This is a genomic window from Nocardia puris, assembly GCF_036051655.1.
GTDB lineage: Bacteria > Actinomycetota > Actinomycetes > Mycobacteriales > Mycobacteriaceae > Nocardia > Nocardia puris.
This window is the reverse complement of record NZ_CP107943.1, coordinates 6,365,684-6,391,713: the sequence shown is the minus strand read 5'-3', so window position 1 is coordinate 6,391,713 and position 26,030 is coordinate 6,365,684. Positions and strand designations below refer to the sequence as shown.

29 protein-coding genes, 1 tRNA gene and 1 pseudogene are annotated in these 26,030 nt (G+C 69.2%); 11 read left to right on the top strand and 20 right to left on the bottom strand.

The annotated features are described in order from the left end of the window. Nucleotides 1–111: 111 nt before the first annotated feature. The 5 genes from OHB21_RS29615 to OHB21_RS29595 all read right to left on the bottom strand — a co-directional run bounded on the left by OHB21_RS29615 (nucleotide 112) and on the right by OHB21_RS29595 (nucleotide 4,232). Nucleotides 112–768: a DNA alkylation repair protein gene (locus OHB21_RS29615; protein ID WP_324191921.1), complete on the bottom strand. Its 657-nt coding sequence runs from the start codon at nucleotides 766–768 to the stop codon at nucleotides 112–114. Between the two features lie 68 nt (nucleotides 769–836). Further along, the gene (locus OHB21_RS29610) at nucleotides 837–1,211 is read right to left on the bottom strand and encodes a YrdB family protein (RefSeq protein WP_324191922.1); all 375 of its coding nucleotides are present in this window, start codon (nucleotides 1,209–1,211) and stop codon (nucleotides 837–839) included. A gap of 4 nt (nucleotides 1,212–1,215) precedes the next feature. Then, complete coding sequence (locus OHB21_RS29605; protein WP_067501359.1) at nucleotides 1,216–3,312, bottom strand: MMPL family transporter; 2,097 nt, start codon at nucleotides 3,310–3,312, stop codon at nucleotides 1,216–1,218. Between the two features lie 9 nt (nucleotides 3,313–3,321). After that, a complete protein-coding gene (locus OHB21_RS29600; RefSeq protein ID WP_067501362.1) occupies nucleotides 3,322–3,858 on the bottom strand; it encodes a hypothetical protein in 537 nt (178 codons plus the stop codon). A 17-nt stretch (nucleotides 3,859–3,875) separates the two neighbouring features. Next, nucleotides 3,876–4,232, bottom strand: a complete 357-nt coding sequence (locus tag OHB21_RS29595; RefSeq protein ID WP_067501365.1) for a hypothetical protein — start codon at nucleotides 4,230–4,232, stop codon at nucleotides 3,876–3,878. Between the two features lie 146 nt (nucleotides 4,233–4,378). Here OHB21_RS29595 and OHB21_RS29590 point away from each other — a divergent pair, with 146 nt between their 5' ends. From OHB21_RS29590 to OHB21_RS29580, 3 genes are read left to right on the top strand one after another with little or no spacing between them, the layout of a single operon-like run. Then, complete coding sequence (locus OHB21_RS29590) at nucleotides 4,379–5,395, top strand: YncE family protein (protein WP_232331569.1); 1,017 nt, start codon at nucleotides 4,379–4,381, stop codon at nucleotides 5,393–5,395. Further along, nucleotides 5,395–5,643: a DUF5703 family protein gene (locus tag OHB21_RS29585; RefSeq protein ID WP_067501371.1), complete on the top strand. Its 249-nt coding sequence runs from the start codon at nucleotides 5,395–5,397 to the stop codon at nucleotides 5,641–5,643. The genes OHB21_RS29590 and OHB21_RS29585 overlap by 1 nt, the downstream gene beginning before the upstream one ends. An 8-nt stretch (nucleotides 5,644–5,651) precedes the next feature. After that, nucleotides 5,652–6,725: a quinone-dependent dihydroorotate dehydrogenase gene (locus OHB21_RS29580; protein WP_195124278.1), complete on the top strand. Its 1,074-nt coding sequence runs from the start codon at nucleotides 5,652–5,654 to the stop codon at nucleotides 6,723–6,725. A gap of 38 nt (nucleotides 6,726–6,763) precedes the next feature. Here OHB21_RS29580 and OHB21_RS29575 read toward each other — a convergent pair whose 3' ends face one another. Beyond that, the gene (locus OHB21_RS29575; RefSeq protein ID WP_067501376.1) at nucleotides 6,764–7,147 is read right to left on the bottom strand and encodes a hypothetical protein; all 384 of its coding nucleotides are present in this window, start codon (nucleotides 7,145–7,147) and stop codon (nucleotides 6,764–6,766) included. 16 nt (nucleotides 7,148–7,163) lie between these two features. Next, nucleotides 7,164–7,430 (bottom strand): hypothetical protein, encoded by a 267-nt coding sequence (locus tag OHB21_RS29570; protein WP_195124277.1) that lies wholly within the window; start codon nucleotides 7,428–7,430, stop codon nucleotides 7,164–7,166. A gap of 543 nt (nucleotides 7,431–7,973) precedes the next feature. On the opposite strand from OHB21_RS29570, the gene OHB21_RS29565 reads away from it, so the two are divergent. The 3 genes from OHB21_RS29565 to OHB21_RS29555 all read left to right on the top strand — a co-directional run bounded on the left by OHB21_RS29565 (nucleotide 7,974) and on the right by OHB21_RS29555 (nucleotide 12,248). Then, nucleotides 7,974–9,485, top strand: coding sequence for a PfkB family carbohydrate kinase (locus OHB21_RS29565; protein WP_195124276.1), 1,512 nt, complete (start codon nucleotides 7,974–7,976; stop codon nucleotides 9,483–9,485). A 44-nt stretch (nucleotides 9,486–9,529) separates the two neighbouring features. Continuing rightward, nucleotides 9,530–10,252: a GTP cyclohydrolase II gene (locus OHB21_RS29560; protein WP_067501382.1), complete on the top strand. Its 723-nt coding sequence runs from the start codon at nucleotides 9,530–9,532 to the stop codon at nucleotides 10,250–10,252. A 163-nt stretch (nucleotides 10,253–10,415) separates the two neighbouring features. Continuing rightward, a complete protein-coding gene (locus OHB21_RS29555; protein WP_067501385.1) occupies nucleotides 10,416–12,248 on the top strand; it encodes an AMP-dependent synthetase/ligase in 1,833 nt (610 codons plus the stop codon). A 175-nt stretch (nucleotides 12,249–12,423) separates the two neighbouring features. On the opposite strand, the gene OHB21_RS29550 is transcribed toward OHB21_RS29555, so the two are convergent. The 4 genes from OHB21_RS29550 to OHB21_RS29535 all read right to left on the bottom strand — a co-directional run bounded on the left by OHB21_RS29550 (nucleotide 12,424) and on the right by OHB21_RS29535 (nucleotide 14,445). Next, a complete protein-coding gene (locus tag OHB21_RS29550; protein ID WP_084537186.1) occupies nucleotides 12,424–12,660 on the bottom strand; it encodes an anti-sigma factor family protein in 237 nt (78 codons plus the stop codon). Beyond that, nucleotides 12,660–13,319, bottom strand: a complete 660-nt coding sequence (locus OHB21_RS29545) for an RNA polymerase sigma factor (protein ID WP_067501388.1) — start codon at nucleotides 13,317–13,319, stop codon at nucleotides 12,660–12,662. The genes OHB21_RS29550 and OHB21_RS29545 overlap by 1 nt, the downstream gene beginning before the upstream one ends. Before the next feature lie 104 nt (nucleotides 13,320–13,423). Continuing rightward, nucleotides 13,424–13,921, bottom strand: coding sequence for a GNAT family N-acetyltransferase (locus OHB21_RS29540; protein WP_195124275.1), 498 nt, complete (start codon nucleotides 13,919–13,921; stop codon nucleotides 13,424–13,426). Then, a complete protein-coding gene (locus tag OHB21_RS29535) occupies nucleotides 13,918–14,445 on the bottom strand; it encodes a DoxX family membrane protein (protein WP_084537190.1) in 528 nt (175 codons plus the stop codon). Before OHB21_RS29535 ends, OHB21_RS29540 begins: the two co-directional genes overlap by 4 nt. 164 nt (nucleotides 14,446–14,609) lie before the next feature. Here OHB21_RS29535 and OHB21_RS29530 point away from each other — a divergent pair, with 164 nt between their 5' ends. Beyond that, nucleotides 14,610–15,575, top strand: coding sequence for an Acg family FMN-binding oxidoreductase (locus tag OHB21_RS29530; protein ID WP_067501395.1), 966 nt, complete (start codon nucleotides 14,610–14,612; stop codon nucleotides 15,573–15,575). Nucleotides 15,576–15,676: 101 nt separating this feature from the next. Here the strand turns inward: OHB21_RS29530 and OHB21_RS29525 are convergent, their stop codons facing one another. Together OHB21_RS29525 and OHB21_RS29520 are read right to left on the bottom strand one after the other, a co-directional pair. Then, nucleotides 15,677–16,201, bottom strand: coding sequence for a YbhB/YbcL family Raf kinase inhibitor-like protein (locus OHB21_RS29525; RefSeq protein ID WP_195124274.1), 525 nt, complete (start codon nucleotides 16,199–16,201; stop codon nucleotides 15,677–15,679). Between the two features lie 41 nt (nucleotides 16,202–16,242). Next, a complete protein-coding gene (locus OHB21_RS29520; protein ID WP_195124273.1) occupies nucleotides 16,243–17,604 on the bottom strand; it encodes a M20/M25/M40 family metallo-hydrolase in 1,362 nt (453 codons plus the stop codon). A gap of 294 nt (nucleotides 17,605–17,898) precedes the next feature. On the opposite strand from OHB21_RS29520, the gene OHB21_RS29515 reads away from it, so the two are divergent. After that, nucleotides 17,899–18,408, top strand: coding sequence for a CD225/dispanin family protein (locus tag OHB21_RS29515; RefSeq protein ID WP_195124272.1), 510 nt, complete (start codon nucleotides 17,899–17,901; stop codon nucleotides 18,406–18,408). Beyond that, nucleotides 18,405–18,827, top strand: coding sequence for a DUF2752 domain-containing protein (locus tag OHB21_RS29510; RefSeq protein WP_407675040.1), 423 nt, complete (start codon nucleotides 18,405–18,407; stop codon nucleotides 18,825–18,827). The genes OHB21_RS29515 and OHB21_RS29510 overlap by 4 nt, the downstream gene beginning before the upstream one ends. A 46-nt stretch (nucleotides 18,828–18,873) precedes the next feature. On the opposite strand, the gene OHB21_RS29505 is transcribed toward OHB21_RS29510, so the two are convergent. The 6 genes and pseudogenes from OHB21_RS29505 to OHB21_RS37645 form a co-directional block, all read right to left on the bottom strand. Further along, nucleotides 18,874–19,215, bottom strand: a complete 342-nt coding sequence (locus tag OHB21_RS29505; RefSeq protein WP_195124271.1) for a hypothetical protein — start codon at nucleotides 19,213–19,215, stop codon at nucleotides 18,874–18,876. A 352-nt stretch (nucleotides 19,216–19,567) separates the two neighbouring features. Further along, entirely contained in the window at nucleotides 19,568–20,002 is a 435-nt protein-coding gene (locus OHB21_RS29500; protein WP_198161644.1) for a T6SS immunity protein Tdi1 domain-containing protein, read from the bottom strand. A 330-nt stretch (nucleotides 20,003–20,332) separates the two neighbouring features. After that, on the bottom strand, nucleotides 20,333–21,325 hold the full coding sequence (locus tag OHB21_RS29495; protein ID WP_195124270.1) for a hypothetical protein: 993 nt from the start codon (nucleotides 21,323–21,325) through the stop codon (nucleotides 20,333–20,335). 87 nt (nucleotides 21,326–21,412) lie between these two features. Then, entirely contained in the window at nucleotides 21,413–21,856 is a 444-nt protein-coding gene (locus tag OHB21_RS29490) for a nuclear transport factor 2 family protein (RefSeq protein ID WP_067502085.1), read from the bottom strand. 159 nt (nucleotides 21,857–22,015) lie between these two features. After that, nucleotides 22,016–22,558 carry an aldehyde dehydrogenase family protein gene (locus OHB21_RS29485; RefSeq protein WP_324191925.1) on the bottom strand — a complete coding sequence of 181 codons (543 nt, stop codon included), beginning with the start codon at nucleotides 22,556–22,558 and terminating at the stop codon, nucleotides 22,016–22,018. A gap of 176 nt (nucleotides 22,559–22,734) precedes the next feature. Next, nucleotides 22,735–22,838 (bottom strand): annotated as a pseudogene (locus tag OHB21_RS37645) (NAD(P)H-quinone oxidoreductase); the annotation flags it as partial. A 251-nt stretch (nucleotides 22,839–23,089) separates the two neighbouring features. Between OHB21_RS37645 and OHB21_RS29480 the strand changes: the two are divergent. Next, on the top strand, nucleotides 23,090–24,115 hold the full coding sequence (locus OHB21_RS29480; protein WP_195124269.1) for an alpha/beta hydrolase: 1,026 nt from the start codon (nucleotides 23,090–23,092) through the stop codon (nucleotides 24,113–24,115). 286 nt (nucleotides 24,116–24,401) lie between these two features. On the opposite strand, the gene OHB21_RS29475 is transcribed toward OHB21_RS29480, so the two are convergent. Then, nucleotides 24,402–24,486 (bottom strand) — tRNA-Leu (locus OHB21_RS29475). A 406-nt stretch (nucleotides 24,487–24,892) separates the two neighbouring features. Between OHB21_RS29475 and OHB21_RS29470 the strand changes: the two genes are divergently transcribed. Next, on the top strand, nucleotides 24,893–25,975 hold the full coding sequence (locus OHB21_RS29470) for a Glu/Leu/Phe/Val family dehydrogenase (protein ID WP_067501418.1): 1,083 nt from the start codon (nucleotides 24,893–24,895) through the stop codon (nucleotides 25,973–25,975). Nucleotides 25,976–26,030 lie beyond the last annotated feature (55 nt).

Below are 26,030 nucleotides of genomic sequence, written 5' to 3'. Positions count from 1 at the left end.
GCAAGGTCCGGGAAGGCCGCGAACTCCGCCCGCTGTTCCTCGGTCGGCAACTCCTCCGGCACGGTGATCGCCTTACAGCCCCGTCGATCATCAGTCGCCTCATACAAAGGGTCAGCGCTGGCGTGCCTCGAGGTAGTGCGTGCGCTCGTCGGGGTCGAGGTGCTCGACGGCGTAGCGCAGGGCTGTGCGTGGCATGGTGGCGGCGTGGCGGTCGAGGAAGGCGCGCAGGCCGTCGAGGTCGTGTTTGCCCGCCTCGCGCACCCAGCCGCCGACCGCTTTCTGCACGTACTCGTCGGGATCGTCGGCGAGCAGGTCGGCCAGGGCGAACGTGTCCGACACGTCACCGGACTTGATGAAGTACCAGGTGGCGGTGATGGCGGTGCGGCGGCGCCACGGGTCCGGTGAGGCGGCGAGCTCGTAGAGCGGGGTGCGCGGACGGTCCGCGAGGTAGCGCCCGACCACGTGCGGCGCGGCGCGGTCGACCAGGTCCCAGGTGTCGATCCGGTCGTGCCGGTCGAGGTACAGCTCGAACAGCGCCCGGCGCTCGTCCTCGGAGGTGCCGCGCTGCCGCGCCCGGAAGTCCATGATGCTGACCGCGCCCACGCGCGCCGCGTGGGCGTCCTCGTCCAGCAGCAGTGCGACCTGGTCCACCGGCATCGCCGTGTACGTCTTGGCGAGCGCGAAGATCTTCCCCATCGGCAGCCGGTCCTCGTGGCCAGCGACCACCGGCGCCAACTCGGCCAGAAACGCTGAGGCGGTGAGCGTCACGACCTCTCCTCTCGGAACGAGCCGATCGCGCAACGAGACCGGCGTCTCGATCATGCCCGACGGCACGGTCAGGCGCGCCCCGCCACGTCGACCAGCAACCCGCCCTGCCACAACACCCGCACCAGAGCGTTCACCACCCACAGCGCGAAGAACACCACCCCCGCCGCCGGCGACACCGCCTCGGCCCACAGCAGCGCCCCGCCGCCGAACCAGATCACCTCGAGCGCGACGCGCCACCACCCCGCCAACCGGAAACGGGCGTCGGAGGCCGCGCCGAACAACGCCCACATCAGCACGAACAGCAGGGGCGTGAGCACCCCGGCCGCGATCCGCACCGGCCAGCCCGCCGACAGCGTGAAACCCCAATACCCCGCGCCGATCACCACGCCGAGCTCCAGCAGGAACATCAATCCCAGGTTCGCCCCGGTCACCGCGCGCCGCACGCCCTCACCTCCACACGAGCTTCAGCACCGCGGGCGTGAGCAGCATCCGGATGACCGTCGCGTCGATGATCAGCGCCGCGATCATGCCGTAGGCGATGTATTTCATCAGCACCAGATCCGAGAACCCGAACGCGCCCGTCACCACGATCAGGATCGCCGCGGCCGAGGTGATGACGCCGCCGGTGTGGGCGATGCCGTACCGGATCGCCTCCGGCGCGTCCGCCCCCGCCGCGCGCGCCTCCGCCACCCGGGAGAGCAGGAACACCTCGTAGTCGGTGGAGAGCCCGAACACCACGGTCACGATCAGCGCCAGCACCGCGAACATCAAAGGGCCGGGCGTGAATTGGAAGATCTCCGACCCGTGCCCCTGCACGAAGATCCAGGTCAGGATGCCCAGCGTCGACAACAGGCTCAGCGCGCTCATCACCACGGCCTTCACCGCCAGCACCACCGACCGGAACGCCACGATCATCACGATCAGCGCCGTGCCGATCAGAATCGCCAGCAGCAGCGGCAATCCCGCGAGCAGCCCGTTGATGCTGTCGCGCTCGAGCGCCGGCACCCCCGCCACCATCACCCGCACCCCCGGCGGTTCCGGAATGGCGCGCAGCGCGGCGATCACGTCGTCGGCGTCGCGTTTGTCGACCAGCCCGGCGCTGAGCACGTTCACGCCGTCCTTGGTCGCCGACGCGGGCTCGAATCGCCCGGTGAGCCCCGGCACCTGGTTCGCCTCGTGCCGGATGTCGCCGAGCTGCTGCGAATCCGCGCCCACCACAACAAGTTTCAACGGCTCGGTACGGAAACTCGGGAACAGCGCGTCGAAATCCTCCTGCGCCACCCGCGCCGGACTGTCGCTCGCCAGATACTTCTCGCTGATCCCGCCGAACTCGATGTGGCGCATGGGAATCGCCAGCGCCAGCAGCGCCAGCACGATCGGCACCGCCACCAGCAGCGGCCGCCGCATCGCGAACAGCGCCAGCCGGGAGAAGAAGCCCGCGTCGATCTGTTCCTCGGTCTTGGTGCGGGAGAAGCGCTTCCAGCCCAAGAAGTCGATCCGCCGCCCCACGATCGCCAGCGCGGCGGGCAGCGCCGTCACCGACAGCAACGCCGCCAGCATCACCGAACTGATCCCGCCGTAGGGCACCGAGCGCAGCACGCCGTTCGGGAAGATGAACAGCGCGCCGAGGCTCACCGCGATGATCGTCGCGGAGAACAACACGGTGCGGCCCGCCGTGGCCACTGTGCGCGCCACCGCGTCCTCCACGTCGCGGCCCGCGGCCAGCTCCTCCCGGAACCGGGTCACCGTGAACAGGCCGTAGTCGATCGCCAAACCCAGTGAGACCAGCGTCATCACCGCGTTGGCGAAGACGTTCACCTCGATGTGGTCGGTGAGCTCGCGCAACATGCCCTGGGTGCCGAGGATCGTCATCCCGCCGATCAGCACCGGCAGCAACGCGCCGATCACCCCGCCGAACACGAAATACAGCAGCACCGCCACGATCGGCAGCGCGATCAGCTCCGCCCGGTGGATGTCGTCCTGCATGCCGGTGTTGATGCCCTCGACGATCGGCTGCAACCCGGCCAGCTGGACCGTCGTGCCGCCCGGACCCCCGCCCTCGGCACCCGCGCCCAGCGCGTCCTTGATCGCGAGGTAGTTCTCGACGGTCACCGTGCCGCCGTCGCCCTGCAGGCCGACGCTGGCGAAGGCGTGCTTCTTCTCGGCGTCGGCCGCGTTCGCGGTGAACGGGCTGTCCCAGTAGCTGTCGATCTTGAGAATGCGATCCGGATAGCGTTCCAGCAGGTCGGCGAGCTGCCCGGTGACCGCGTCCCGCACCTGCGGATCGTCCACGGTGTGCCCGTCGGGGGCGGTGTAGAGCAGGATCAGGTCGCTGTCGGTGTCGCGCCCGAAGGTGGCGTCGGCCAGTTCGGACGCCACCACCGACTCACTGGTCTCGTGGAACCAGCCCTCCTGGGAGAGCCGGTCCATCAGATCGCGGCCGTACCAGCCCGACAGCAGCACGGCGAACACGAACACGCCGAGCACGAGATAGCGGTGCCGGTAGACGAACCGTCCCCACCGCAGGGAACCGGAATGCAGCATCGACCGCGATCACCCGCACGCGGGGGTGCGATAGTCGGCCGAGCGCAGGATGCCGCACAGATCGGTGCGCGAGATCTTCCAGCGGCCGTCCAGGTAGATGAAGTGCACCACCGTGGTGCGCACCGCGGTGCCCGAACCGTCCTTGTCCAGCCGCATGGTGGCGGTGAGCGTGCCGTCGCGGTTGTCGAACACCGGATCGGTCACCCCGTAGACGGCGCGCGGATTGTCCTGCAGCGCCCGGTACATGTCGGGGATGGCGTCTTTGAACGCCTCGCCGTCCTCGATGAGCGCGGTGCGCTCGCTGTCGGGCAGCGCCGGGTCCAGCGCCCGCTTGATCTGCGCGTCCAGTTCGGCGGCGGTGGGCAGCGGGCGATTCACGATCTCGCTCGACGTGGCCGCCGCCGAGGACGACAGCTCGGCCAGCGCCTTGGAACGGGCCGCCTCGACCTCGGCGTCGTCGGGGCCCGAACTACACGCGGCCACCGCGACGACGGCCAGGCAGGTCGCGGCGCCGAGCGCGATTCGCGAAATTCGTGTGGAATGCATCACTACCTACATACCACCTACATGCCGTCCAGCGCGGAACTGATCCGCCCCAGCAGCGCCCGCACCGTCGTGACATCCCGGTCGGCCGCCGATTCCACCGGCACCGCGTCGGGGATCATGTCGCGCACCAGCGCCACCACGCTGCGCTCGTCGTCGAGATCCACATCGGTGACGCGCACCTCCGCCACCGCGACCACGTCCTCGGGGCCCGGCACGTCGGTGTCCAGGTCGGCGCGGTAGATCTCCAGCGTCAGGGTGGAGCGGACGGTGCGGAACGCGTACGGCCTGCCGTCGGCGGTGGTGCCGAATCCGTGAGCGAACGGACCAACGGTGATGTCGTCGATGGCAAACCCCGATGGATGGTCGGCTTTCAACCGGAACTCCCTGCGTTGGACGTCTTCCTGTACACCGTAACCCCCAACGGTGACGTTCCGGCGTCGCCGCCACCCCGGTCGGCCGGGGCGAGGGACGGTCATGGTCAGATGGTGGGGTCGCGTTGACCCGTCAGAGAAGGAGTTCGGTGGTGCGCCCTCGGGGCTCGGTGATCTCGGCGCTGGTGGGTGTGACCGTCGCGGCGCTGCTGTCCGGATGCGGTGCCGACGACGACGTCCCGAACGTCGCGACCCGCGAACCCGCCGTCGCGGCCGTCGCGCCCGCACCGGCCGCCGCCCCCGCGGGCGAGGTGCTGGGCGTCGCCGTTCCGGTGCGCGCGCTGCTCGCCGAATCCGAAACGGGACGACTCGCCGCCCTCACCGACACCACGCTCACGCTCATCGATCCGGCCGCACCCGCCGACGCCCGCACCGTCACCCTGCCCGGCCCCGGCGCGAGCCTGGCCCAGGGCGCGCCCGGCGAAATCCTCGTCGCCACACCGCAACGCATCGTCCGCGTCGACGTCGCCCGCGCCGAAGCCACCGAGATCCCCGCCGACGGCGACGTCCGCACCGTGCGCCGCCGCGACGACGGCAGCTACGTCCTCGGCACCGCCGACGGCAAGGTCCGCCTCGTCTCGGCCACCGGCGAAACCCTCGACACCGTAGGCGGTCTCGTCTCCGCCGACGTGGTCGCGCTCACCGCCGACCGAATCGCCGTGCTGGACCGCCGCCAGACCTCGATCACCGAGATCGACCCCGCCAAGGACTCCCTCGGCCTGGCCCTGCGCGCGGGCGACGGCGCCACGAACATGATCTCCGATCACTTCGGCCGCGTGCTCGTCACCGACACCGCGGGCGGCGAACTGCTCGTCTACACGACCGGACCGCTCGTCCTGCGCCAGCGTTTCCCGGTAGGATCGTCGCCTTACGCACTGGCCTACGACCCGCGGTCCGAGACCGTGTGGGTCACGTGCACGCAGAGCAACGAGGTGGTCGGATTCGATCTGTCGGCGGGTATACCGGAGGAAGTGGGACGCCATCCCACCGTCCGGCAGCCCGATGCGGTGACCGTCGACGAGCGCACCGGGGACCTGTTCGTGGGATCCGCGACCGGGGACGGTGTGCAGCGGATTCCCGCGGACCAGCTGAAGAGAGGGCAGTGATGGCGCAGAAGAGTTCCCGCGCGGCGTTACCGGCCGGCTGGGAGACCAGCGGTGACGACTACGAGTACATACCGCTGCGGCTGCCCAAGGACGTCACCCGCGTGACCGCGTCCATGCGCCTGGCCATCCAGGCCGAATTCGGCGGGTGGGAACTGTCGCGCGTGCGCGCCTACACCGACGGCAGCCGCAAAGTCCTGCTGCGCCGCCGCAAGCACGCCCTACTACCCCAGCCCGAACCGGGGATGTGACGCGACCGATGTACGCACTGCTGCTGCGCCTGATGTTCCTGGTGCCGCCGGAACGAATCCACCACTGGGCCTTCACCGCCATGCGCCTGGCCGCCCGCTTCGCCCCCGCCCGGTGGGCGCTGAACAAGCTGGCCGCCGAGGACCCGATCCTGCGCAACACCGCCTTCGGCGTGGAGTTCCCGGCCCCGCTCGGGCTGGCCGCCGGATTCGACAAGAACGCCGACGGCGCCGACGTGTGGGGACCGTTCGGGTTCGGATTCGCCGAGATCGGCACCGTCACCGCCCAGGCCCAGCCCGGCAACCCGGCCCCGCGCCTGTTCCGGCTGCCCGCCGACCGCGCGCTCATCAACCGCATGGGCTTCAACAACCACGGCGCCGCGGCCGCCGCCGCCCAACTGCGCGCCCGGCGCTCCACCGTGCCGATCGGCGCCAATATCGGCAAGACCAAGGTCGTGGAACCGGCCGACGCCGCCTCCGACTACGCCACCAGCGCCGCCCTGCTCGGGCCGCTCGCCGATTTCGTCGTGGTCAACGTCAGCTCCCCCAACACCCCCGGCCTGCGCGACCTGCAGGCCGTCGAATCGCTGCGCCCCCTGCTGCGTGCCGTGCTCGACACCGTCGAGGTGCCGGTGCTGGTGAAGATCGCCCCCGACCTGTCCGACGACGACATCGACGCCGTCGCCGACCTCGCCGTGGAACTGGGCCTGGCGGGCATCGTCGCCACCAACACCACCATCCGCCGCGACGGTCTGCGCACCGACGCCGCCGAGGTGGCCGCCATGGGCGCGGGCGGACTGTCCGGTCCCCCGGTCGCCGCCCGCTCCCTCGAGGTGCTGCGCCGCCTCTACCGGCGCGTCGGCGACCGCCTGGTGCTGATCTCCGTCGGCGGGATCGAAACCCCCGAACAGGCCTTCGAACGCATCCTCGCCGGCGCCACCCTCCTGCAGGGCTACACCGGCTTCATCTACGGCGGCCCGTTCTGGACCGGCAAGATCCACCGCGGCCTGGCCCGGCTGCTGCGCGAGTACGGCTACACCTCGATCGCCGAGGCGGTCGGTGCGGAGAACGTCGCCAGGACCTGAAATCCCTTGGGGCGCAGGGCTGGTGCGCCCGGATCGACTCACCCGTAGACGTGCGGTTCGTCGCAGATCAACCGCCGCGAATGGTGCTCGCACCCGAGCGCCGTCCGCGGCTGCGGCGACGCCACACCCCGCCCGTCGCGCTCGAGCATCCGCTTGTACAGCCACACGATCGCCTGCTCGACCAGGATGCCGAGCCGGTCGGCGCGCACCGCGGCCTCGGCCATCGCGACCCGGTCGTGCACCAGGCCGGGATCGCTGAGCTTCTCGTCCAGCTCCATGCCCGCCAGGGCCTCCTCGCAGGTGAGCAGGCGGCCGGGTAACCAGCTCAACCGCCACACCCGCTCACCGGGCCCGCGTTCGCGATAGGCCGATTCGGGCGTCAGGTCGCTGATCATGAACCAGTCGGTGGTGGTGATGGCCATGGCTGCCTCCGGGTGCTTACAGCCCGAGCATGATCTGCTCGAAGGGGATACCGAGTTGTCCGGCCAGGTGGACCGCGCGCAACTGCGCCGTCTGATCCAGCCGGTGGGTGCGGGTGCTGATGATCTCGGCGAGATCCATCCCCGCCAGGGCCTGCTCACGGGTGAGCAGACGGTCGGGCAGCCAGCTCAGCCGCCACGAATTCGGCCACTTCTCCGCGACGCGATGCGCCGTGTGATCGGTGAGGTCGCTGGTGATGTTCCAGTCGGTGACGAACATGGTCACGAATGCCTCCTGTTCGGACATCCGCTGCGACGACGGCAGTGCCGCCGTCCGGGTGGTTCCGGAAAGGGCCGTTCCGCCAGGGGATTCGGCCGTATCGGGTGCCGGTACCGGTCATCCGGTCCGTCGGCGAGCGCCGGGTGCGCCGATCAGCGGATCGGCCGCCCCGCACGCCCGGCATTCGGCTCGCGCTCGGTCTCGGGGCGCTGCCGTCGGTGCCGGCGGATGCGTCGCCGGACGAGAACCACTCTCATCACCAGTCCCTCCGAGTTCCTGGTGCGGGCGATCGGGTCGCCCGATTTCAGTGTCACCGCTGTGACGGCCCGATCGCTACCAGAATTTCGGCAGTTGCCGAATTGCAACGTCAATTGCCGTCACAACTACGGAATTCACCGCGATTCGCGTGGCTAAACCCGCTCGGGCGGCCTATTGTGAGCGTCGTCCGGCGGATCGCGCCGTCACAAGCACAGATGCCGTTGCCCACGATCGGGGATCGACCCCTCCTCGGGACCGTCCCCCTCAGCCGCCGAGGAGTGGATCGCGCCTATGGTGTCGCAGGACTCCGCCCCTGCCCTGCGCGGCATCCTCGCGCGGCTCGGCAAGCACTCCGGACTCGCGGGCGGTGCGGAACGGTTGCGCTCCACCGAGATCGACGTGGGGCCGCTGGTCGGGCTGCCCGTCGTCCATCGCCGCGCTTACCGCGACGGCGTCACGGCCGAGGAGGCGGTGCTCGCCGTCGTCTCCGACCTCGCCGCCCAACTCGACCTCAGCGACCGGCTCATCGCCGACGCGGCGCTGTCCCTCGGACTGCTGCGCGGCGCACCGCCCCCCGGCATCGATCCGGACCGCCTCTATGCCGCCGACCTCGGACAGCGGCGGACCTACCTGTCCGAACAGTGGGAGGCCTTGCACCGCGGCGCGGGCGCCACCAGGATTCCGCCCTCACCGACGGTGCGGTCGCTGCGCAGCACCCTGGAACGGCGCGCGCTCGGCGCCCTGGCCACCCTGCTCGCCAGCGAATCCGCCTTCGCACCGGGCGCGCACGACACCGTCTCGCCGACAGACGCTTCGGCCCGGCCGCGCGGCGACATCGGCGCGGCCACCGTGCTCGGCGACGCCGTGATCGACCACTTCTACCGGGTGGACCGGCTGCCGGGGAAGTCCTCGCCCAGCAGGGGCCTGTTCGGCGACCACATCGGTGGCAAGGGACTCAACCGCGCCGTCGCCGCCGCCCGTCTCGGGCTCGACGTGCGCCTGCTCGCCGCCGTCGGCGACGACCTGCCGGGCAAGAGCATCGGCCGCTACCTCACCCGCGAGCACGTCGACATCGAACTGGTGAAGATCGTGCCCGCCGAGTCGACGCCCGTGGCCTGCGTGATCGTCGACGACAGCGGCAACAGCCTGACCATCGGCAGCGCCAACGACACCGTGCGGCTCACCCGGGAGGACCTGAACAAGCCGGGAGCCCGGGAGGCGATCACCGAATCCGACGCTCTGCTCGTGACTTTCGAGCCGCCCGTCGGCGTCCTCGAGCACATGCTGCGCATGATCCAAGGCGCCACGGACCCGCCGTGGTTGCTGGTGCACCCCACCCCGCCGATGGCCCATCCGCAGTACCTCTACAAGTACTTTCCGTTGGTGGACTACATGATCGGTTCGCGCGCGCAGCTGGCCGGGTTGTTCGCCGAACCGGGCACGGTGGAGTTGCCGTCGGTCGGCGAGATCACCCGCCGGCTGCGGGCCATGGGCGTCGACAACGTCTGCGTCGTCGACGGATTCGAGTGTCACGTCGTCGCCGAGGACGACTCCACCCTGCATCTGCCGCGCTCCGTCGCGGCGCAGCTGGACAGCTCCCCCGGCGCGCACGCGGCGTTCATGGCGGCCCTGGCCTACCGCCTCGTCGTCAACGGACGCGCCGCCGACCGCGCCGACTTCGAATGGGCGACCGCGGCCATGGCCGCCACCCAGTCCTTCGGCGAAGTCGCCGACACCATGCCGACCGCGGCCGAAATCGACCGCATCGCACGATATACCGCGACGGGCCCGCAGAACTCCTGAGCACCGCCGCACCCCCACCCGAAACCCACTGCATGGAGGCACATGTGACCCTCTCCGCGCGCGGTCTCGACGAGACCGAGCACCAGCTGACGCGCAAAGGCCGGGAGATGACCGTGCGGGTGCACGAATTCCACGCCGGACGCGACAGCGGCACCCTGTTGGTGTTCGGTGAGATCGCGGACGGTTGCCTGGTGCGGATCCACTCCCGCTGTCTCTACGGCGACGCGCTGGCCTCCGACGACTGCGACTGCGGTCCGGAGCTGGACCTGGCCATGGACCAGATCCAGAACGAGGGCGCCGGCGTGCTGCTCTATCTCGAACAAGAGGGGCGCGGAGCGGGTCTCACCGCGAAGGCGCGCGGCCTGCGCGCCTCCGAACTCACCGGCGACGACACGTTCACCAGCTACGCCCAGCTCGGCCTGCCCGCGGACTCCCGCGACTACGGGCCCGGCGTCACGCAGCTGGTGCAGTTGGGGCTGACACGGATCCGCCTGCTCACCAACAACCCCGAGAAGGCCGAGGCCGTGCGCGCCGCAGGCATCCACGTGGTCGTCCTGCCGTTGGCCACGCGGGCCCGGAGTGCCAGGGCCCGAAGCTATCTCGACGCCAAACGCCAGCACCGCAAGCACTGGTTCGCCGCCGACGCCGGGCCGTGGGCCCCCACGCTCGCCTCCCCCGAGAGCACCCTGGTGATGCCCGTCCTGCCCGACGACTCGGGCTGGTCGGAACCGGCCGAGGAACCACGCAAACGCCGGCGCCTCCGGTAACCGCCGCCACATCCGCGCCCGAATCGCTACGATAAGTGAGCCGCGCCACTCGAAGACGCGCCGCGTGGCGAGAGAATGACATAGCATCTCTCGCATCGCGTCGGCATTGCAGGGGCCGAGCGCACGGGGTCGGTTCACGACAGAAGCACCGGGAACAGGGATTATGAGCACAACAGATATCGGTTTCGCGCACGAATCAGGCAAAACGGTCTACACCGTTCCCGAGGCGTTCCAGGAGACCATCACCTTGCGGCCCGACCAGGTCGCGCTGCGCACCGTGGGCGGCACCACGGAGATCACCTGGCGCGAATACGGTCAGCGGGTCGAAGTCATCGCCGCCGGACTCGCGGCCCTGGGCCTGAAACGCGGTGACACCGTGGGCATCATGCTCACCAACCGGCCCGAGTTCAATCTGGTCGACACCGCCGCGCTGCACCTGGGCGCCACGCCGTTCTCCGTCTACAACACCAGCTCCCCCGAACAGATCCGGCACCTGTTCACCAACGCCGAGAACAAGGTCGTCGTCACCGAGAGCCTGTTCCTGCCCATCATCACCGGCGCGGGCGTCGAGCTCGAGCACGTGATCGTGGTCGACGGCCCGGCCACCGGCGCCCTCACCCTCGCCGAGGTGGAGGCCAACCCGGCCGCCGATTTCGACTTCACCGCCGCCTGGCGGGCCGTCGAATCCGGCGATCTGGCCACCCTGATCTACACCTCGGGCACCACCGGCCCGTCCAAGGGCGTCGAGATCACCCACCGCAACGTGCTGGCGCAGATCATCGCGCTGGTCAACGGCCCGCTGCGGGTCGGATTCGACGATCGCGCGGTGTCCTACCTGCCCGCCGCGCACGTCGCCGACCGCATCTCCGCGCACGCCATGAGCCTGCTCACCGGCATCCAGATCACCACCGTCACCGATCCCCGCGAGGTCGCCGCCGCACTGCCCGACGCCCGGCCCACCACGTTCTTCGGCGTGCCGCGCGTGTGGCAGAAGATCAAGGCCGGTATCGACGCCAAGCTCGCCACCGAGCCGAGCCCGGTCAAGAAGTCGCTGGCCCAGTGGGCGATCGGCACCGGCGTCGCCGCCGCGCGCGCCGATCTGGCGGGCAAGGGACGCGGCGCGGTGCTCGGCGTGCAGTACAAGCTCGCCGACACCCTCGTGCTGTCCAAGCTGCGCCACGCGCTCGGCCTCGACGAGCTGAAGGTCGCCGCGTCGGGCGCGGCCGCCATCCCGCCGGAGACCCTGGAGTACTTCCTCGGCCTCGGCTTCACCATCACCGAGGTGTGGGGCATGTCCGAGACCACCGGCGTCGGCACCTACACCGAACTCGACAAGCCGCGCCCCGGCTCGGTCGGCCGCGTCGTCGACGGCGCGGAGATCCGCCTCGCCGAGGACGGCGAACTGCTGATCCGCGGCGCGATCGTCACCCCCGGCTACCGGTCGCAACCCGACAAGACCAAGGAGGCGATCGACGACGACGGCTGGCTGCACACCGGCGACGTCGCCACCATCGACCCCGACGGTTACGTCCGGATCGTGGACCGCAAGAAGGAACTGATCATCAACGAGTCGGGCAAGAACATCTCGCCCAGCAATATCGAGAACGCGGTCAAGGCGGCGTCCTCGCTCGTCGGCCAGGTCGTCGCGATCGGCGACGCCAAGCCCTACATCGCGGCGCTCATCGTCCTCGACCCCGATATCGCGGCGGTCCGCGCCAAGGAGATCGACGCTCCCGCCGACGATCTCGCGGCGCTGTCCACCCGCAAGGAGATCCTCGACGAGGTCACGGCCGCCGTGCAGGCGGGCAACCGGAAACTCTCGCGCGTCGAGCAGATCAAGCGCTTCACCGTGCTCGGCACCCTCTGGGAGCCGGGTGGCGACGAACTCACCCCGAAGATGTCGCTCAAGCGCAAGCCGATCGACGCCAAGTACGCCGCCGAGATCGCGTCCCTCTACACCGACCCGATCCCGGACACCGTCATCAACGTGAAGTAGGTACCCGACTCACGTGGCCCGGGGCGAGAATCTGGGTTCTAGCCCCGGGCTTCATCGGAGGTGACTGAGGATCGCGTGTCCGAACGAGAAAGGGTGCTCTGAACTGGGAGAATTCTGATTGCTGAGGTCGGAATTCGCGCGTATTCGAGGAGCGCCCCTGTCGGCTCAGCTCAGCTCAGTAGGACTGGGAACGGAACTCGGCCAGCAGCGCTTGTCTCATATCGTTGGACAGGCCGGGCGAAGGTTGGTGGTTGAGGGCGTTGATGGTGTGGCGCAGCTGGTCGAGATAGCGGTCGCACCCGTCGCAGTACCGCAGATGGGCGAGGAACAGCCGCTCTTCGTCCGCGCTCAGGGCGCCTTCGAGAAAGTCGGTGACCCGTTCGACAAGGTCGATGCAATGAATTTCCTCCATCAAGGTACCTTCCTGTCCGTTCGCCGGTGGGTGTTCTCGGCTGCGGCGAAGTACTCCTCCAGTCTTCCTCGGACGAAAGCCCGCGCCCGATGCAGTAGTACTCGCTGGTTGGCCGCGGAGATCTCGAGTATCTCGCGGACCTCGTGCGCCCCGTAGCCGAGCACATCGCGCAGGTTGATCACCATGCGTTGCCGAGCGGGCAGTTGTTCGAGCGCCGCGACTATCACCGTGCGCACCTCGTCGTCGAGCAAAGCCTGCTCCGGTGAGGGCCACGGCACCGGCGGCGACCACCAGTGACCCGCATACGGCTCTCCCTCGGGTCGAAATAGCGCGGAGTCGACCGTAGGTCCGGTGTCCAACGAGCTCATCGGAACACTACGCGCCTCCTGGAGACCACGGCGTTTGGCCGTGTTGACCAAGACGCGGTACACCCAAGTTTTCAATGTGGAGCGACCTTCGAATCTGTCGATGCCGCGGATGACGGCGATCCAGGTTTCCTGCACCACTTCGCAGGCCGACTCGTGGGTCGAGACGTAACTTCTCGCTACCTGGATCATCCCACCCGACCAATTGTCCAAAATGAACTCGAACGTGGCCGCATCACCATTCTGCAAGCCAGCGAGCAGGACGTATTCCTCTGTGTCGTTCCGTTCCGACATCCGTGTCTCCAGGCGTGCGGGGACGATAGGGCCGCCGGGCTCAACTCGGTGCGGCCTCAACTCGAAGCCAGCAATCCGGTTGTGAGAACGGATCCCCGTTCGTTTCATTCTAAGTCGAGTTCGTAGTACAACGAGACAGGCCCTTGGCCTTTGCCTTCGTGGCAATCGAAACCGTGTTTCTCATAGACGCGGCGTGCGGCGCGGTCTTCCTCGGTGGTGGTCAGATCCATGTATGTCGCCCCGCGTTCACGGGCGTGATCGAGAATCGCCGCCAGGAACTGTGAGCCTATGCCACGTCCACGCAGCCGCGGAATCACGTAGAACTCGGCGAGATAGGCTTCGGAACTCGCCGACCACGTACTGGTCCGGAACCGAAGTACAGCCACTGCGACCGCCGGATCACCGAGGAGCAGGACACTGGTGTCTCCGCCCGCGATCAACGTCGACAGATGATCAGCCAGCCACGCCGGATCAGGGGCGGGATCGTTGTATTCCCGGTTGAAATCCACCAGCAGTTGGGCAGCAGCAGCCAGGTCCCTCGCCTCTGCAGGTACCACGCGCACCGACGTGTTGCCCGGGTCGGCTACACGGGAATAGTTCATCGCTTGCCCTCCACCTTCGCGGCCACCCGGGAGTCCAACGACACCGCGCCTGCTCCGGTCCAGGTCAGAGCAAGCGCGACGAGCAGCATTGTCGGTGCGAGGCCGAGGTGAAAGTAGCCGCCCTCGTGTATCCCGGCGGTGCAGATCGCACCCACCATGGTGACTGCGAGCCCGGCAGTGGCCAGTCGCGTACCGAGGCCGAGGAGTAGCAGCGCCCCGCAGCCCAACTCGAGCAGGCCGACCAGAATGACGATCAAGGCCGAATCCGGAAAGCCCCACCTCACGAACGCGGCCAGTTCTGCCTGGTAGTAACTCGAGAACGGAAACTTCGAGGTTGAGGCGAGGATGAAGAACGCGCCGACCACGATTCGCACGATCGCGACGGTGACCGCCCAGCGTCCGGACACCCGGCTTTCCAGCATGCGAAGCGCCCAGGGCTGGTCGGCTTTGCCGCCGCCGTGTGGGCCGGAGCCCGCCGCCGCGGTGGCTGCTTCTGCGGACGGGGGCAACGGGGTGCCGTACATTGAGACTCCTTCCAAGCGGATAGCTTCAGAAGGCTCAGTGTCAGCAGTCCCGGCAACCGTTACATCGACATCGATCGCTGACCAATTCCCTGCGGGACGCGGTCTGCTCCTGATCCCAACCGGCAACGCCGCCGACAGCCGCCAGACCGCGCGGATCGCGAGGTGTGCCGCGCACCGTCCGGGCCGGGGTGCGGGCGGCCGGACGCGCGCCGTCGGTGCACAACACGCAACCGTGGCGGTGGGTGTTCGACGGGACGCGCCTGCACCTGTTCCGCGACGACAGCCGGTGGCTCGCCGCCACCGATCCGCACGCGCGCCAGCTCGTGATCAGCTGCGGCGCCGCCCTGCACCACGCCCGCACGGCCTTCGCCGACGCCGGCTGGCACACCGACACCAGCAGGCTGCCCGACCCCGCCCGCCCGGATCACTTGGCGGCCATCACCTTCCGGCCCTGGCCCGACCCGCCGCCCGGCATCGCGGACCGCGCCACCGCCATCGACCGCAGGCGCACCGACCGCCTGCCCCTGCTGCCCCCACCCCGGCAGGCCGACCTCGTGCACCGGGCCCGGCTGCTGGTGCAGCCGCACGACCTCGAACTGCACCTGCTCGGCGAGGACGCGCGCGACAGGCTCGCCGAGGTCTCGGCGCACGACACCGCCGCCCACCGCTACGACATGGCCTACCAATCCGAATTGCATTGGTGGACCGGGCATTCGGCCGAAGCGGGCGGTGTGCCCGCGCAGTCCCTGGCCTCGGCCGAGGAATTCGCCAGGGTCGGCGTGGGCCGCGCGCTCCCGTCCCGCGCGTCCTCCACCCGGCGCGCCGACCTCGCCGACCGCTCCAGCCTGCTGGTGATCAGCTCCCCGGCCGACGCCCCCGAAACCTGGCTGCGCACCGGGGACGCCCTCTCGGCCGTCCTGCTCGAATGCACCGCTCAGGGCCTGGCCATCTGCCCGCTCACCCACATCACCGAACCCCCGACCGGCCGCAGAACCATCGCCGAACTGCTCCCCCACACCACCGTCCCGCAGATCGTCCTGCGCGTCGGGGTCTCCCCGCTCACCGCCCCGCCCCCACCGCGAACACCGCGCCGGCCGGTCGAGGAAATCCTCGAAATACGCACCGGCTGAAGCGCTGTCGGGACGAGCGGCCTTCGCGACACACGACAGCGACATCGCAGCCGCACGCACAATCGTGGCCCCGAGCCGACCGGCCCGGGGCCGCCGCCGCCTTACCGCTCGTACTGCGCCACCAGCGTGGCCCGGCCGAGCGTGTGGGAGAACAGGGTGAAGCCCACCAGCGCGGGCGACGCGCCGGCGTCCACGCCCAGCGACTCCACATCCACCGCGTGCACCACGATGAAGTAGCGGTGCGGGCCGTGCCCGGGCGGCGGGGCCGCGCCCACGAAGCCCGCGAAACCGGCGTCGTTGCGCACGGCGAGCGCGCCCTCGGGCAGCGAACCGCCCTCGCTGCCCGCGCCGCTGTCGAGCGAGGTGACACTCGCCGGGATGTCGGCCACCACCCAGTGCCAGAAGCCCGAGGCCGTCGGCGCGTCCGGGTCGTAGACGGTGACGGCGAAACTCTTGGTGCCCTCCGGGAATCCGGACCACGACAGCTGCGGCGACACATCCTTGCCGCCCGCGCCGAACACGCCGCTGACCTGGTCGTTGCCGAACGTGGCGCCATCGGCCACATCGGCGGAGGTGACGGTGAATTCCGCAACCTTCGGGAGCGCGTCGTAAGGGTTGTAGGTCATCGGTGTCCTTTCTCTGCCCGGTGGTGCACTCGGGCGTCGGATCAGCTGTGCAACAAGAAGTGTTCCAGCACCCGGGTGCCGAACTCGAGCGCGTCCACCGGGACCCGCTCGTCCACCCCGTGGAACAGGGCGCTGAAATCCAGTTCGGGCGGCAGCCGCAGCGGCGCGAAGCCGAAGCAGCGAATGCCCAAGCGGGCGAACGCCTTCGCGTCGGTGCCGCCGGAGAGCATGTAGGGCACGGTGCGGCCCTGCGGATCGTGGGCGAGGATCGCGTCGTTCATCGCGTCCACCAGGTGCCCGTCGAAGGTGGTCTCGTAGGAGTCGAGTTTGGTGATCCACTCGCGTTCCACGTCGGGGCCGATCAACTCGTCGACCTCCCGCTCGAACGCGGCCTGCCTGCCGGGCACCACCCGGCAGTCCACCACCGCCTCCGCCGTCTGCGGGATGACGTTGGCCTTGTACCCGGCTTGCAGCATGGTCGGATTCGCCGTGTCGCGCAGCGTCGCGCCGATGATCCGGGAGATGGTGCCCAGCTTGGCGAGCTGGCCCTCGATATCCGGGCTCTCCGGATCGAACGGGATACCGGTCTCCTCCGACACCGCCGCCAGGAACTCCGCCACCGAATCCGAGAGCACCAGCGGGAACGTGTGCTTGCCGAGCCGGGCCACCGCGTCGGCCAGGATCGTCACCGCGTTGTCCTCGTGCAGGAACGAACCGTGACCGGCGCGGGCCTTGGCGCGCAACCGCATCCAGCCCAGGCCCTTTTCCGCGGTCTCCACCAGGTAGAGCCTGCGCTCACCGCCGTCGCGGCGCGGCACCGTGAGCGAGAAACCGCCCACCTCGCCGACCGCCTCGGTGATGCCGGTGAACAGATCGGGCCGGTTGTCCGCCAGCCACTGCGAGCCCCACCGGCCGCCGTTCTCCTCGTCGGCCAGGAACGCGAACACGATATCGCGCGGCGGCACCGTGCCCTCGATCTTGAACTGCCGGGCCACGGCCAGCATCATGCCGACCATATCCTTCATATCGATCGCGCCGCGGCCCCACACGTAACCGTCGCGCACCGCGCCCGAGAACGGGTGCACGCTCCAGTCCGAGGCCTCGGCGGGCACCACGTCCAGGTGTCCGTGCATCATCAGCGCGCCACGGCTGGAATCCGCGCCCGCCAGCCGCGCGAACACGTTGCCGCGACCGGGCGCGCCGGACTCCACGTACTCGGTGGTGTAGCCGGCGTCCTGCAACTGGTGGGCCACCCAATCGGCGCACTCGGCCTCACCTTTGGTGGTGGCCAGGTCGCCGGTGTTGGAGGTGTCGAACCGGATCAACCGGCTCACCAACTCGACGACTTCGTCTACCGCGCGGGATCTGCTGTTCGGATCTGGGAGTTCACCGTTGACGGACACGCCCCCTTCCTACCATTCGCCGCCGGGCCCCGTGCCGCACCCGCGCCCGGCGATCCGCGCCGCGCGTCCCTGGCATGCGCGATTATCCACGCGCGCAGCCGAATCACCTCGAGTACAACCCTTCGCGACGGGGCATGAATACCGGTGGCAACCGCCGGACTGTGCCCGCCGCCCCGACCCATTACACTGCCGGAGACCTGGTCAACAGATTGTCAGGGGTCGTTCGGGGGGCGTGCTTCGGAGGTCCGCCGAGAACACCCGCGCCACCGAGCGTCGACGACAAGTGAGGAATTGATGACATACCCGCCGCAACAGCCCGGATTCGACCCGTACAAGCAGTCGGATCCCTACGCGCAGCAGCAGCCGCCGGCCAGTGACCCGTACGCCCAGCAGGCCGGATACCCGCCGGCGGGCTACCCCGGTGGCGCGCCCGGGTACCCGGCGGCGGGTGGTTACCCCGGTGCGCCCGGATACCCTGCGGCGGGCGGATACCCGCCGGCGCCGGGCTACCCCGGTGCCCCCGGTTACGGCGCGGGCTACCCGCCGGCCGGCCCGCAGCCGGACAATCACATGGTGTGGGCGATCCTGGCGACCGTGTTCTGCTGCCTGCCCTTCGGCATCGTCGCCATCATGAAGGCGTCCAACGTGAACAGCCTGTGGATGCAGGGCCAGGCCGCCGAGGCGCAGCGCGCGGCCGACGAGGCCAAGAAGTGGTCCACCATCGCCGCGATCTGCGGCGCGATCGTCATGGTCGTCTGGATCGTGATCTACATCGTCGCGTTCGCGGCCGCCGCCTCGGCGTGACCACTCGCGTGTCGCTCCCGCACCGGCTGATCGCGCCCGTCGCGGTCGCCGGTGCGGGAGCGCTCGCCTGCGTCGCCGTATGGTTCGCCGATCCGACCACTCCGGGCGGCATCATCCCGGTCTGCCCGTCCAAGTTCCTGCTGGGCATCAACTGCCCCGGCTGCGGCAGCTCCCGCATGCTGTATTCGCTGCTGCACGGCGACATCCCGGCCGCGGTGCACTACAACGCGCTCGCGCTGCTCGCGTTGGTCGTACTCCTCGGCACCTACGTCTTCTGGGCTCGCGACCGCGTGCGCGACCAGCGGACCCGGCGCTGGTATCAGCGCCACCGCGCCCCGCAGGTCGTCCTCGCGCTGGTGTTGGGCTGGCTCGTGGTGCGCAACATTCCCGTCGCGCCGTTCACCTCGCTGCGCGTGTAGATCGCGCGCGGTCTGCCGCCGCAACCGGCAGCGCGACCTGGCCGATCTACTTACCGTTCCCGGTGTCACCGTCCTTCGGCATGCGCACCGCGTCCCACGGCACCCACTGCCGCAAGGTGGTCTCGGTGAGCTTGTTGCGGGTGCGATAGTCCACCGCCACCTCGGCGTACCAGGCCAGATAGTGACCGAAGTGCAACCGCGCCCAGCCGTACTGCGTGGCGGGCAACCACGGCTCCTGGAAGCACGGATCGATGCTGTTCGAGGACGCGCCAAGCGACGGCCGCGCCGGCCCGGGACGCTGCGGCGGCACCCAGATCCGCTTCGGATCGACCAGCACCCGGCGCGGTCGCGGCAACCTCCGCACCGCGGAACGCTCGTCCTCACTCACCCGCGACCACCCGCCGCACACCACTCCGGCAAACCGCCCGCATTCGAACACATGTTCCCATCATTGCACGGGAACAGACCGGTCGGAACGGGACCCGGGAAGGAGCATCATGCGGTGCGGATATGCGGTGACTGCGTCATCGCACGTGCTGCCTTCGGCACCGGCAGCACCCCCGGAGTGAGAGGTTCGAGCAGGCGCGTTCCGGTTGCGGGCGCACCACCTGTCGCGCCGGTCGTCGAGCGATGAGTTGCCCGGCGTGGCGGGGGCTTGCGGGGTGCAGAACAGCCCGCCGGGTTCGGCGTTGCCCGCCTTGGGCGGCGGGCAGGCGGCGCGCGGTGTCGTCGGTGGTCCGCTACGCGAATCCGTGCGCCTGGGCGACGAGGTCGAGGAACACGCCCACCTCGCCCACCGAGTACGTCTCCGGCGCTTCCGAACCGCCGAGGAACGGGTAGGGCTCGGCGATGTAGACCTGGTCGGCGGTCAGCGGGCCCAGTCGCTCCCTGATCAGCGCCACGTGCTCGAGGCGCAGCACGAACTCGCCGAAACCGCGCTCGCGCAGCACCTGTCCGGCGAACGCCTCCGGATCGGAGAACTGCCCGTATCCTTTCGCCGCCGCCTTGTACGGGTGCAGCACCGCGCACTCCCCCGACTGTCCGTTCACCATGAACACATGCCCCAGATCCGACCGCCCGAACACCAGGTCGAACTGCGGAAACTGCGGCGCCCACGCCGGCATCGCCTCGACCATCGGCCGCTGCCCGAACAACTGGAACCCTTCTCCCGTCACGCCAACGATCCAAGCAGCCCACCCCGGGCCCGCGCCACCCACGGGGTAGAGGGCAGATATCGCGCCCGCACCCGGTTCCGCCGGAACCAACCGGCCCTGATTCCCCCGGTGCGCGGTCGCCGCCGGTGATCCCCGCGGCGTTTACCCGGTGCGGGACGGCCGCGTTCCCGACCGTGCTCGCCGGGTTGCGCGGTTCGGTCCCCTAGCTTTCGCGGACGAGCCACGTGCGCCTCGCCTTGGGGTGCGCGCCGATACGGCAGGGGTCGGGATCCCGCGGGCGGATCGGTGACGACCGCCTCGACAGGTCGACATCGGGAAACCGGCGACCACTCACCGTCCTCGCGCTCGCTGCACGCCTACGCAGTGCAGGCTGAAGCGGCGGTAGGGGCTGGCGAAGCGCCAGGACCGCTCGGCGAGCTCACCGACGGAGGCGAAACCGAGGTCCCGTAGCAGCGACACGGCGAGTTCGGCGGCGGGACGTGGATCGTGATCCGGCGCGAAAACACTTGTCCAAGCGTCGTATTCGTCGCGCGCGAGGCCACGCCGCGCCAGAGACTCGGGATCGGGGTGGTCGTTGCCCACCAAGACCGTCAGCTCGTCGACGCCCTGCACGAGCTGGACGACACGGGAGTCGCCCGCGGCCGATTCCAGGGAGATCACCACGCCGTCGGTCGTGGGAGCGGGACCGCCGACACCGAGCGCCCGCATGCCGAACCGGATGTCGCGCAGGGTGCCGGTGAGTGCCGTGACCAGCCCCGGCCACGATCCGGCCACGCGGCCGCCGGTGTGAAAGCCCGCCAGGCTCGGGTGCCCGTTGTCGCCGAGCCAGGTGTAGGGGACGTCGTCCACGGCGTCATCCCACTCCCAGGTGCGATGATCCCAACTCTCCCACGCCTCGGTGCAGAACGCGCGCACCAGCACCGACCCCTCGCGATCGATCTCGAGCTGCCGCGACACCACCGGTCCGCGCCACCGCGCGAACGCATTCCGACTGCCCCCGTACAGCGACGGCTCGCCCCACACCTCCGTGGCGACCTCCAGGTGGGCGCGAAACCTCTCGGGCATCGTCACCGCCGCGCACAAGTACAGCTGCATCATCTCGGACTCGCTGTCGCGCCGGCGATCCCAGTTCTCGGTGAGATAAGCCCCGCGCACCGCGCCCGGCACCGCCGCGATCTCACAGCGCGGCAACACCTCTCGCGAGACCTTCCACCCCGAACCCGCGCACACCGCGTGCACGTCGGCGCGCCGCCAGCCGCCGAAATCGGCCGCCGCGAGATCGGTGAGCAGCGCCCGGAACTGAGTCTGTGTCATCCCCACCATGCCCGGCACGCTACGCCTGGGGTCCGACACGAAACCGCGCCGGTGACAGCACCTTTCACCCGTGCCATACGGATCCGGCGACGCCCCCTACGAACCGCCCGTCGCCGGCGCGAGATACATGAAACTCTTCTCCTCGACGCGGCTGCGTATGCGCCACCGTCCGTCCACCCGCGCGACCGTATCCAGGTACCACAATCCGCACATCATCAGACTGTGCGCGCCGCCGTCCCCGTGCACGAGCATCGGGTTGTGGCACATCGTCCGCACGGTCGCGGTGTCACCGTCGAACGTCATCGCCGAATTGCTCACCAGGTGCTGGAAGGCCGGGAAGTTCGGCATGACGGCCGCCAGGAACTCCTTGGTGGACTTCAGATCTCCCGCCGGCCCGCCCATGGCCGTGTAGTCGATGAACGCGTCGTCGGTGAACACCTCGTCCAGCAGCTCCCACTGCCGCGAATCCACCGCGTGCGCGTACCGCACCAGCAGGTCCTGGATCTCGAGCCGATCCGATATCTCCCGCAGCGACAACATGTCCACCTCCGCACCGCGACACCGCGCTCAGACTAGAACATGTTCTCCCTCGCGCGGGGCGTTCTCCCCGGAGTCGATCAGAAACGCCGCCGCACGCGGCCTTCCGGCGATCCGGACCCGCGCTCCTGGACTCGCCCCCGGGTGATCGGTGAATTTCCGTCAGGCTGCCAACGTCGTAGCCGAAGCGTAACCGCCGCCGATGCGCAGCTTCTTCGCGCGCGCCACGAACGCGGCGACGAACTCCTCGCGAATCGCCTCGTCCACATACAGGCGCTCGACGCAGACGCACAGCTGCCCGGTGGAGGGGAAGCGCGCGGCGATGGCGCCGTCGGCGGCGCGCTCGATATCGGCGTCGTCGAGCACGAGCATGGCGTTCTTGCCGCCGAGCTCCAGCGAAGCGCCGATGAGGCGTTCGCCCGCGTCGCGGGCGATCTGGCGGCCGGTGGCGGTGGAGCCGGTGAACATCATGTAGTCGGCGTGGTCCATCAGCGTGCCGCCAAGGGAACTGCCCCGGCCCACCACCATCTGCCACACGTCCCGCGGCAGACCCGCCTCATACAGCAGGTCCAGCGCCCACAGCGCGGTGAGCGCGGTCTGGGTGTCGGGCTTCTGCACCACGGCGTTGCCCGCCATGAGCGCCGGAATGGCGTCGCCGGCGGCCATGCTCAGCGGGTAGTTCCACGGCGAGACGACCGCGACCACGCCCCGTGGGGTGGCGCAGCTCCGTGGTGTGGGTCAGCAGGGGGATCGCGCCGCGACGGCGCTTGGGCGCGAGCAGCTTCGCGGCGCTGCGCGCGTAGTACGCGCGGTGATCGCGATATCGGTGACCTCGAGGAAGGCGTCGCAACGGGTTTTGCCGCTCTCGGCCTGCATCAGGTCACGTCGATGGCGACCTCGCCCGGGCCGGGCGCGGGCAGATCCGCCACCGGGCCCGCCGCATCACCTCGGGGCCACCGAAACCGTCGAGCGTCACCGCGTGCATGTCGAAATCCTTTCGATCAACTCAATATGTGCACCGTTTACATCACTCTTCGAGTGAGCAGCGTCAATATATGGAAGAGGCGATGCTGAGCACTCGTTCGGCAACCCGGATTGACCGCTCCTTTTCGAGCAGGTGGCAACTTGTCGGTAACGACCAAGGGGCGGCTGTCTGTCACTAGACTGGCAATGGATCAGCGAACCCTGACGAAAGAGTCAAGCCATAGATCCCTTCCAATTCGAAAGAGGTCCACCATGACTCAGCTCCCCCCGCCTCCGGACCCGGTACTCGAGCCCGCCGCGCAAGCCCTCGCCGACGCGACGTCCGGGCATCCGCGGATCTACGAGGTCCCCCCGGCCGAGGGCCGCGACATCCTCGCCGGACTGCAGGCCGGCGAAGGCGTGGACAAACCCGAGATGGACGAGCAGTGGGTCGACGTGCCCGGCGGGCCGACCGGCTCCACTCGCGTGCGCATCCTGCGCCCCAAAAGCCTGACCGGCAACCTCCCGGTAATCTACTACATCCACGGCGCCGGCTGGGTGTTCGGCGACGAGAACACCCACGATCGCCTGGTGCGCGAACTGGCCGACGGCGCCCAGGCCGCGGTGGTATTCCCTCTCTACGAACGGGCGCCGGAATCCAAGTACCCGAACGCGATCGAGCAGAACTGGACCGTCGGTAAGTGGATCGTCGAGCACGGCGCGGAATACGACCTGGACGGCTCCCGTATGGCGGTCTGCGGTGACTCGGTGGGCGGCAACATGTCCGCCGTCTTCGCCCTCATGGCCAAGGAGCGTGGCGGCGTCGACCTCTCGGCGCAGGTGCTGCTCTATCCCGTCACCAACGCCGACTTCGACACCGCGTCCTACCTGCAGTTCGCCGACGGCTACTTCCTGACACGCGAAGGCATGATGTGGTTCTGGGATCAGTACACCACCGACCCGGACCAGCGCGCCGAAATCCACGCCTCTCCCCTGCGCGCGAGCCTCGACCAACTGCGCGGCCTGCCGACCACCCTGATCATCACCGGCGAGGCCGACGTGCTGCGCGACGAGGGGGAAGCCTACGCGGCCAAACTCCGCGCCGCCGGCGTCGACGTGACCGCCGTCCGCGCCCTCGGCATGGTGCACGACTTCCTCATGCTCGACAGCCTCCGCGACTGCCACGCCACCAGCATGGCGCGCAATCTGGCCATCGAAGCGCTGGCCGAAGCCCTGCACGGCAGCAACGCCCGCGCCACCATCCCCCACTGGTTCAACCACACGACAGCCGAGGTGTAGACCCGGCTTACGGAGACGCGCCGAGCGGTGGGACCGCTCGGCGCATCGGCGTTCTCCCGCGGCGAGCCGTACCGGGCGGACGTCACGTAACCCGTTCGTCGGCTGAATAACGGACCGACCCCCGCACGTAGCTGCCACCGATCTTTCTCCGGCGAGAATGCGGCCGCACGTATTCATAGCCCATGCTCATCAGTATGCGGCGGGGGTCCGACACGTTCGGGCGAGTCGGCGAACCGAACGAGGCCGGATCATGTTCTCCGCGAACATGATCCGGCCTCGGTTGATGTGTCCGAAGGGGGACTTGAACCCCCACGCCCGATAAAGGGCACTAGCACCTCAAGCTAGCGCGTCTGCCATTCCGCCACCCGGACCGGTGTTCTGTTGTGTGCCTGGTGAGTTGGGGTCGCCCGGCGGATGATGATCTTAGTAGGGGTGGTTCGCGGATTGCCAAATCGGGTGGTCAGGCGGGGGTTTCGATGCGGGTGGCGTCCACTCGCACGTCATCGGACTGTGTGCGTCGCCGGGCGCCCATTCCGTCACGCCGGGGCCGATCGCGGCGAGCTGAACGCCGTGGGAGCGCAGCGGGCCGAGCCTGGTCATTGTGCGCAGCGTCACACTCCCGACCGCTCAAAGTTCTGGGCATACTGCTCAATCTTTTGCCCACATCTTGCGCATTATGACTGTGAAATGCTTCTGTGATGCGCATAACGCCCCCACATCGAGCCGAATCGCGACCGCGAAGCTCTCGCGCCACGACAAGCACAGGAAGGATTTCCCATGCCCCAGATCCTCGAACACGCCACGGCGACAACGGTATTCGACCGTGAGGACGCCTCGGAGCATCCGCACGAACAGGTGATCTTCTGCGAGGACGCCGCCACCGGCCTCCAGGCGATCATCGGAATCCACTCGACCGTGCGCGGCCCCGCGCTCGGCGGCACCCGCTTCTATCCCTACCCGGACCAGGGTGCCGCCCTGACCGACGTGCTGCGGCTCTCGCGCGGCATGACCTACAAGGCCGCCGTCGCGGGTGTCGACCTGGGCGGCGGAAAGGCGGTGATCATCGGCGATCCGAACCGGATCAAGACGCCCGGCCTGCTGCGCGCGTACGGACGCTTCATCGACACGCTCGGCGGTCGATACATCTCGGCGGGCGACGTCGGCACGAATACCGCCGACCTCGACATCATCGGCGAAGTCACGAACCATGTCGTCGGCCGCTCGGCGCGGACCGGGGGATCCGGGGACAGCGCACCCATGACGGCACTGGGGGTGTTCCAGTCCATGCGCGCGGCCGCCGACAGCATCTGGCGCGCACCGTCCCTCGCGGGCCGGACGGTCGGGGTGGAGGGCCTCGGCAAGGTCGGCACCGAACTCGTCGCACTCCTGCACGCCGACGGCGCCCGCATCGTCGTCGCCGATGTCGACCCCGACGCGGTCCGCCGGGTTCGCGACCGATTCCCCGACGTCTCCGTCGCCGCGCACGTTCTCGGCGCCGACCTCGACGTCTACGCGCCCTGCGCACTCGGCGGCACCCTCACCACGGACACGGCGTCCACCCTCACCGCCCGGATCGTCTGCGGCGCGGCCAACAATCAGCTCTGGACACCCGACGTCGAACAGATCCTCACCGATCGGGGTGTCGTCTGGGTGCCCGACTACGTGGCCAACGCCGGCGGGCTCATTCAGGTGGCCGGTGAGTTGCGGCGCGCGAGCGCCGAGCGGATCCGCACCGAGGTCGACGCGATCTACGACACCGTTTCGTCGCTGCTGGAACAGTCGCGGACGGAATCCATCCTCCCGGGACGGGCCGCCGACCGGATCGCCGAGGAGCGCATCTGGTCCGCTCGAGGCGCATGAACCCCAGCCCTGCCGGGCACTTCCGCCACCTGGACATGAGTCCTGTTGTGCTCCT